This is a genomic window from Shewanella sp. 10N.286.45.A1, assembly GCF_041470405.1.
In the GTDB taxonomy this organism is placed as follows: Bacteria; Pseudomonadota; Gammaproteobacteria; order Enterobacterales; family Shewanellaceae; genus Shewanella.
In genome coordinates this window covers 1-5548 of sequence record NZ_JBFRMK010000150.1, presented here as the reverse complement: position 1 = coordinate 5548, position 5548 = coordinate 1, and the positions used below count along the sequence as shown (strand labels likewise).

The following is a 5548-nucleotide window of genomic DNA, read 5'->3' as shown; positions in this document are numbered from 1 at the left end:
TTTAGAGATGTTAAAACTGGTCTGAGAATGAATGATAGCGGTACTCGAATAGCGAGCAGATTGAGCGTATTACTACTCATTGCTTGCCTATCTCAGTTTATCCTTTATCTGTTAGGTTTAGCCGTCAAAGCTGCAGGTAAACACAGGCAATATCAAGCGAACTCAATAAAGCACCGTAACGTGCTCTCAAACCAATTTATCGGCTTGAGAGCATACAAAGACAGGAAGTTGAGGCTGCTGAAGTCGCATTGGCGAACGGCCATTAATACACTGCAAGGCTTAGTTCGGGATCCACAAGCAAGCTATTAAATTCGTGGGGATCCCTCAGGCTCTGACCCCTTTATCCATCTTTTAGAATTCCCAACCATCTCTGCAACATGGTGTCATTTCCAAAAAATTGAATACTAACTTTACAGTCCGTTAGTATAAAGTTATCAACCATTAACTCTTCATTTATTTTTATTGTTATCTTTTTTTCAAAAATAACATAGCCATCGTCTAAAATATGCTTTTTAGTATGTACTGGATTTAAACTATCATCACAACCATCGTGATTATTCGTCACCTGAAACCCTGCAATTGAATTCCCGACATAACCTCTTACACTTGAAATCCCTTCTCCACCCCAAATTGGCCTTATTTCAACCCCGTCATATAATGGTAATGACTTATTAAAAATAAAAATTGTATCACCTGCAAAAACAGGAGGAATTAATAATGTTAAAAACAGGATTATTTTATAAACCATAATAAGCCTCACCGTATTGTCTTATAATATATTCACTTTTTAAATAGTAAGTGGGGTCAGAGTAAACTTTTACTCCGACCTTTTTTTATCTTAATTACACCACTGTCTTTCACATGGTACACCGTCGCGGTCACCGTCCATTTTGGTGCCTGGGCAGTTTTTGATATAAAAAGTTGCTTCGGCACAGGAACGCATTTGGCTGCAGTGGGTTTTGCCTGATTCACAGCGAAAGTTTTTTACTGGATTAAATTCCATCTGTTCAATATCGTGGTTGGTCAGCACGGGCGTTGCGGTCATTTCGTCATATTTTTTAAATCCGAATATACCGATGCCGAGTAATAGTAACAGTGGAATAACTAAGCCGCTTGATGACTTGGGCTTTTGCTGGCGCTGCCTGTTTTGGCGATTGCTTGGGTTCGCTGCGTTTATTGCCACGCCTTCAATGTTAGCTTTTATCGCTTTGATCTTGCCGTCGCTTTGCCACTCGGAGAAATAGTTGATCTGGTCGCCTACGACTGGCTTTCTTGCCATTTGCTTCAATATCGATATGTGAATAAACACATCTTTGCTGTTACTCGTTTCCGGTTTAATAAAGCCAAAACCTTTTTCAGCGTTCCAACGAACCAGTGTGCCTTTTTCCATGCTATTCAAATCTGATCCCTTAAACGATTTGTTGGCTAAAACTGCACTCTTGGCAATTTAGTGTGTAGGTATCTTGGCTTTTTTGAACCCGTGTTTGTTTACTTTTGCATTGTGGGCAAGCCTGTTTCATCGGTGTATTTTTAGTGCACTGATTACACTTTATGTAATAGCCAAATTTGCCATACATTGGGGTGTAGTTATTTGATTCTCCGCAATGTTTGCACTGCAAAGCCACTCGAATCATTGTCGTCGCTTCAACTGCATAGGACTGCTCGATTGACTGAGGCGCTGTAACTACAGGTTTTGCTATCGGTTGGGTCAACCTCGAACTAGCTGGTGGGGCGAGTGAAGGTTCTACTGTTGTATCTAAATGTTGGTTAATTAAGAATGAGCCTATAGAGTCGAGCTCTTCTTTATTAAAGTAGGGACGAGAATCGGCGATGTTGACTACCCGCATGAACTTGTTTCTTATATTCATTATCTCCTTAGTCTTATCGACTAAGAATTCTGACTTCACTAGCTTCTCTGAAACGGCTTTAGGCATGGATTTTCGATCAATGATTGCATCACTTGATACCACACAGAGGTGATCCCAGCAGCGTCCACTAAAGCCCTGTTTAATACCAAACATCTTCCCTAGTACTTCAAGCCTATTATGGTTGAGTAATTGCTTCAGCAGTGCTTGCTGTAACTCGACTTGTTTGATGGGAGAGGGCATGCCTGACCACTGCTTGCTATAGCTGCGAGTCCATTCTTGCTGCTTGTTGACTTTTACATGGCCTTTAATACTCTTTGATTCGAGCAGTACAAAGCCATAAGGATAAACAATTAGGTGATCGATCTGCGCCGTTTCATCATTAAAGCTGAACTTGAAATCATTAATGACCAGCACTTCAGGGTTATCTTTATAAGCGCGGCGTAAAAAGAAGGCGACGTTGTGTTCTTGCTGTTGTCCGGCTATCGCTTGCGCAGACTTGGCATTTTGAGGAGATTTGATTTTTAGAATCATTTATCAACAGCATCCATACTTAACTTGATAATAATTCGAACAATAATACTCGTATTGCGACTAAAAAAGCTATTGCTGACAACACGATAATCAGTGCTTTAAATAACAGCGGCAATAAGCCGCTGTTATTTAGCTATTTAATTGTGCATCAGACTGTGGTTTACAGTGACTGCTGCAGAGCGCATTCGCCGTTGCTGAGTTCATTGGCTAATCTTCGCAGCAAAGCTTCAGAGGTGAAGCCACGGCGCTTAGCAAGCACGGTTCCTTGGGTATCGAGCACCAATGTTGTGGGAAACCCTTTTATACCGCCACTCTTGCGAGCAAACATCTTGGTATTTTGCAAAGCGGGTAGCTCTGCTGAAAAGTGCCGTAATTCGCGTTTGAGTTGGCTTTTAGAGCCTTTATCACCGACTAAGGTGAAATGAACCTTATCACCACATTCATGTAATAGCTCAGCGATAATTTCGCCTTGTTTCTTGCACCAACTGCACTCTGGTTGAAAGAACATCAGCACGGTCGGCTTTTGAGTGTGATAACTGAGCGATGACTGATTGTGGCGCAAATCCTTTAATTGAATTTGCGCCACAGAAAGTTCGCTGTTGGTGTCTGCACTAGCAGTGCTACTAACAACAAGTGTTGCCAGTAGCACTAGGCAGTTAAAGTTTGCCTTCAATGCCAACATAGAATTCACGACCATGTAATGGACCATAGATATAAGCTACGTCGTAACCTCCATCTGCGTCATAAAACAGTGGCGATTCCCCTTCTTCTATTTGTGTGTAGTTAAAGATATTTGATAAGCCACCATAGATTTTAATGTTACTGGTTAGGGTGTACTGCAGCTTAATATCAGACACGGTAAATGCTGGAGCATCTAAGCTTTTAGCTGATGTTGGGTCACCCTTAATGTTGTAGCCTTCATAACCATAATCAGTTAAATCACGTTCGCCAAACCAAGTTGTGCTCCAAAATGCAGTGAAGTCGTCAGTTTTCCATTCAAGCTCAATGCCTGCGCGAGTTTCTACCGGGGCGATTGAATAAGATGAGCGAAATACATCGTTGTAATCGAAGTATTCTGCACTGGCATTAACGGTAAGTTGCTCGGTAAGGCTGTAACCTGCAACTAAATCAACGGTGGTGACTGATGCATCTTCTTCGAGCTGTGACAGTACCGGAACGCCATCTTCATTTTCTTGCAGGGATGCAAGGTTCTTCACGTTTGAATGTGCAATAGAGAAAGTACTGGTTAGTGAACCTGCATCATAGCTTAGGGCGTAATTAGCGGATAGCGACTCTTCTAACGAATGGACATCAATTAAATAACCCTTTTCAGAATCCAAAATACCGTGGTCTGTTTCAAAAAATGATAGTGGTGCGCGGTAACCTCGGCCAGCAGACAGGCGAGAAGTGAGGGTGTCGCTGTGGAAATAACGCATATCGACGCGCGGGGCTATGAAGGTTTCGTCAATTTCGGTGCCAGGCTTTTTCTCATCAATAAAGTCAGCAGTAACTTTATCAACTCTCACTGCCATGGCAATCTCGATATTATCGTTAGGTGTCCAAGTGTCTTGTATAAACACACCTTTTACGTCGTAATCGAATGAGTCACTGACATAGGCTTCTACGTCGCGAAGTGCATTTGAATTTGAGCGCATCTCTTCGGTGCGGATATCTGCGCCGTAGGTCAGGAAGTGATTGTCATTAATTTCGGTATCAAACTTGGCTCGTGCATAGTACATGGTGTCTTTAGCACGATAATCTATGCCTTCATAGAAGGAGTCTTGATCATGTTTTGCATAGCTAACGGCAAATTCTGAGGTGGTGTAATCGCTTAATTCACTGAGTAGTTTAATATAGGCTTCGTCACGGTTAGTTTCAATCCACTCGGTGGTTTCCCATGCTTTGCCGATAAACTCGTTACGAACATCATCCCCTACAAATAAACTGTCAGATTCAATACCATCGTAGCTTGCTATCGCTTCTTGAATCGAACCGACATTTTCGCCTATCACTGGGCCGCCAAATACTTCGCTGCGCACTTTGGCTATTCGCAGGTGTATGTTATTTGAGTCATTTAGATCGTGGCTAACTAGCGAGCTGAGTGTGTAGTTTTCTTGGAATGGTGCTTCACTGACGCCGTTATCATCGTGGTCTTCTTGATCTTGTTTGTCGTATTGCCCAACTAAAGTAATGCCGGTTTTGCCATCTTCAGAGATACCTGTTGCCATACCTTTCATAGCGGTAAAATCGTGGGAACCTTTAGCGATATCAACAGAGACTTGGTTTTCATAGGCCTCTTTTGTGACAATATTGACCGTACCGCCAATAGCTTCGGGAGCAATAAGTGAAGCGCCAGCACCGCGAGCAATTTCAATGCGATCAACACCAGTCGTTGAAATCGCATCGACAGCATAGTAGCCAGATATCATGGTGTGTGTGGGCAGTCCATCCACTAAAATAGTGGTATGTTCCCCTTTCATGCCATTGAGCATGATACGTTTTACACCGCACATTGAACATTCATTGGACACGTTAACACCGGGTTCATTATTGATGGCGTCAGTTAAGCTCAGTGCGTTTTTGTTTTGGATCATCAACTCGTCAAGCACTTCAGTTTTTTGGATGACATCTTTCAGTCTTCCATCTTGCTGCAGCTTTTGGCGAACGCCTCTAACTTCTATTTTCTCGATGTTATCTTGGGTCGCTGTTGTTTCAGCTTGGGTCGAAAAGGTGAGTGCGCTAAGCACTGCCGCAGCTAAGATTGAATACTTCATATTGTCAACTTTTGTCATGATTAATGTGGTGTTTGTTGGTTTTATGTTGAGCGAGTTAATTTTTACGAAATGGTATGGCTTTAATGTTGGTAATACAAATGATAATAATTACTATTTGCTTGATGTGTGGGCTGGTGCACAAAAGTTTAAATTGCTCACTTTTATAGATGATCTAGATCAATTTAAGTGATGATAGATTCATGGAATAAGTCATTGGAAAACTAGAAGGGCTACAAAATCGATTATGAATAAGCCTTAGGATTGTAAGTATTAATTTGAGGTGGATATAGTAATTGGCATAGGCTGTTGAAATGTTATAGCACCAGTGTTATTGGCATTGCGACTTGCTGCACTGGGTTTATACCCGTTCTACTT

5 protein-coding genes and 1 pseudogene are annotated in these 5548 nt (G+C 41.9%); 1 reads left to right on the top strand and 5 read right to left on the bottom strand.

What is annotated here, in order from left to right; translation table 11 throughout:
• Positions 1-309, top strand: a pseudogene (locus tag AB4238_RS12305) (IS4 family transposase); the annotation flags it as partial.
• Between the two features lie 31 nt (positions 310-340).
• Here the strand turns inward: AB4238_RS12305 and AB4238_RS12300 are convergent.
• From AB4238_RS12300 to AB4238_RS12280, 5 genes are all read right to left on the bottom strand, one after another.
• Complete coding sequence (locus tag AB4238_RS12300; RefSeq protein WP_372033700.1) at positions 341-748, bottom strand: hypothetical protein; 408 nt, start codon at positions 746-748, stop codon at positions 341-343.
• A 90-nt stretch (positions 749-838) separates the two neighbouring features.
• The gene (locus tag AB4238_RS12295) at positions 839-1390 is read right to left on the bottom strand and encodes an excalibur calcium-binding domain-containing protein (protein ID WP_372033701.1); all 552 of its coding nucleotides are present in this window, start codon (positions 1388-1390) and stop codon (positions 839-841) included.
• Positions 1391-1409: 19 nt separating this feature from the next.
• A complete protein-coding gene (locus tag AB4238_RS12290; protein WP_372033699.1) occupies positions 1410-2399 on the bottom strand; it encodes a nuclease-related domain-containing protein in 990 nt (329 codons plus the stop codon).
• A 160-nt stretch (positions 2400-2559) separates the two neighbouring features.
• Positions 2560-3096, bottom strand: coding sequence for a TlpA family protein disulfide reductase (locus tag AB4238_RS12285; RefSeq protein WP_372033698.1), 537 nt, complete (start codon positions 3094-3096; stop codon positions 2560-2562).
• Complete coding sequence (locus tag AB4238_RS12280; RefSeq protein WP_372033697.1) at positions 3056-5173, bottom strand: TonB-dependent receptor plug domain-containing protein; 2118 nt, start codon at positions 5171-5173, stop codon at positions 3056-3058. Before AB4238_RS12280 ends, AB4238_RS12285 begins: the two co-directional genes overlap by 41 nt.
• Positions 5174-5548 lie beyond the last annotated feature (375 nt).

Bases quoted from the DNA above. Each gene is read 5' to 3' on its own strand.
- AB4238_RS12300 (WP_372033700.1), bottom strand. From the start codon at position 748: ATGGTTTATAAAATAATCCTGTTTTTAACATTATTAATTCCTCCTGTT.
- AB4238_RS12295 (WP_372033701.1), bottom strand. From the start codon at position 1,390: ATGGAAAAAGGCACACTGGTTCGTTGGAACGCTGAAAAAGGTTTTGGC.
- AB4238_RS12290 (WP_372033699.1), bottom strand. From the start codon at position 2,399: ATGATTCTAAAAATCAAATCTCCTCAAAATGCCAAGTCTGCGCAAGCG.
- AB4238_RS12285 (WP_372033698.1), bottom strand. From the start codon at position 3,096: ATGGTCGTGAATTCTATGTTGGCATTGAAGGCAAACTTTAACTGCCTA.
- AB4238_RS12280 (WP_372033697.1), bottom strand. From the start codon at position 5,173: ATGAAGTATTCAATCTTAGCTGCGGCAGTGCTTAGCGCACTCACCTTT.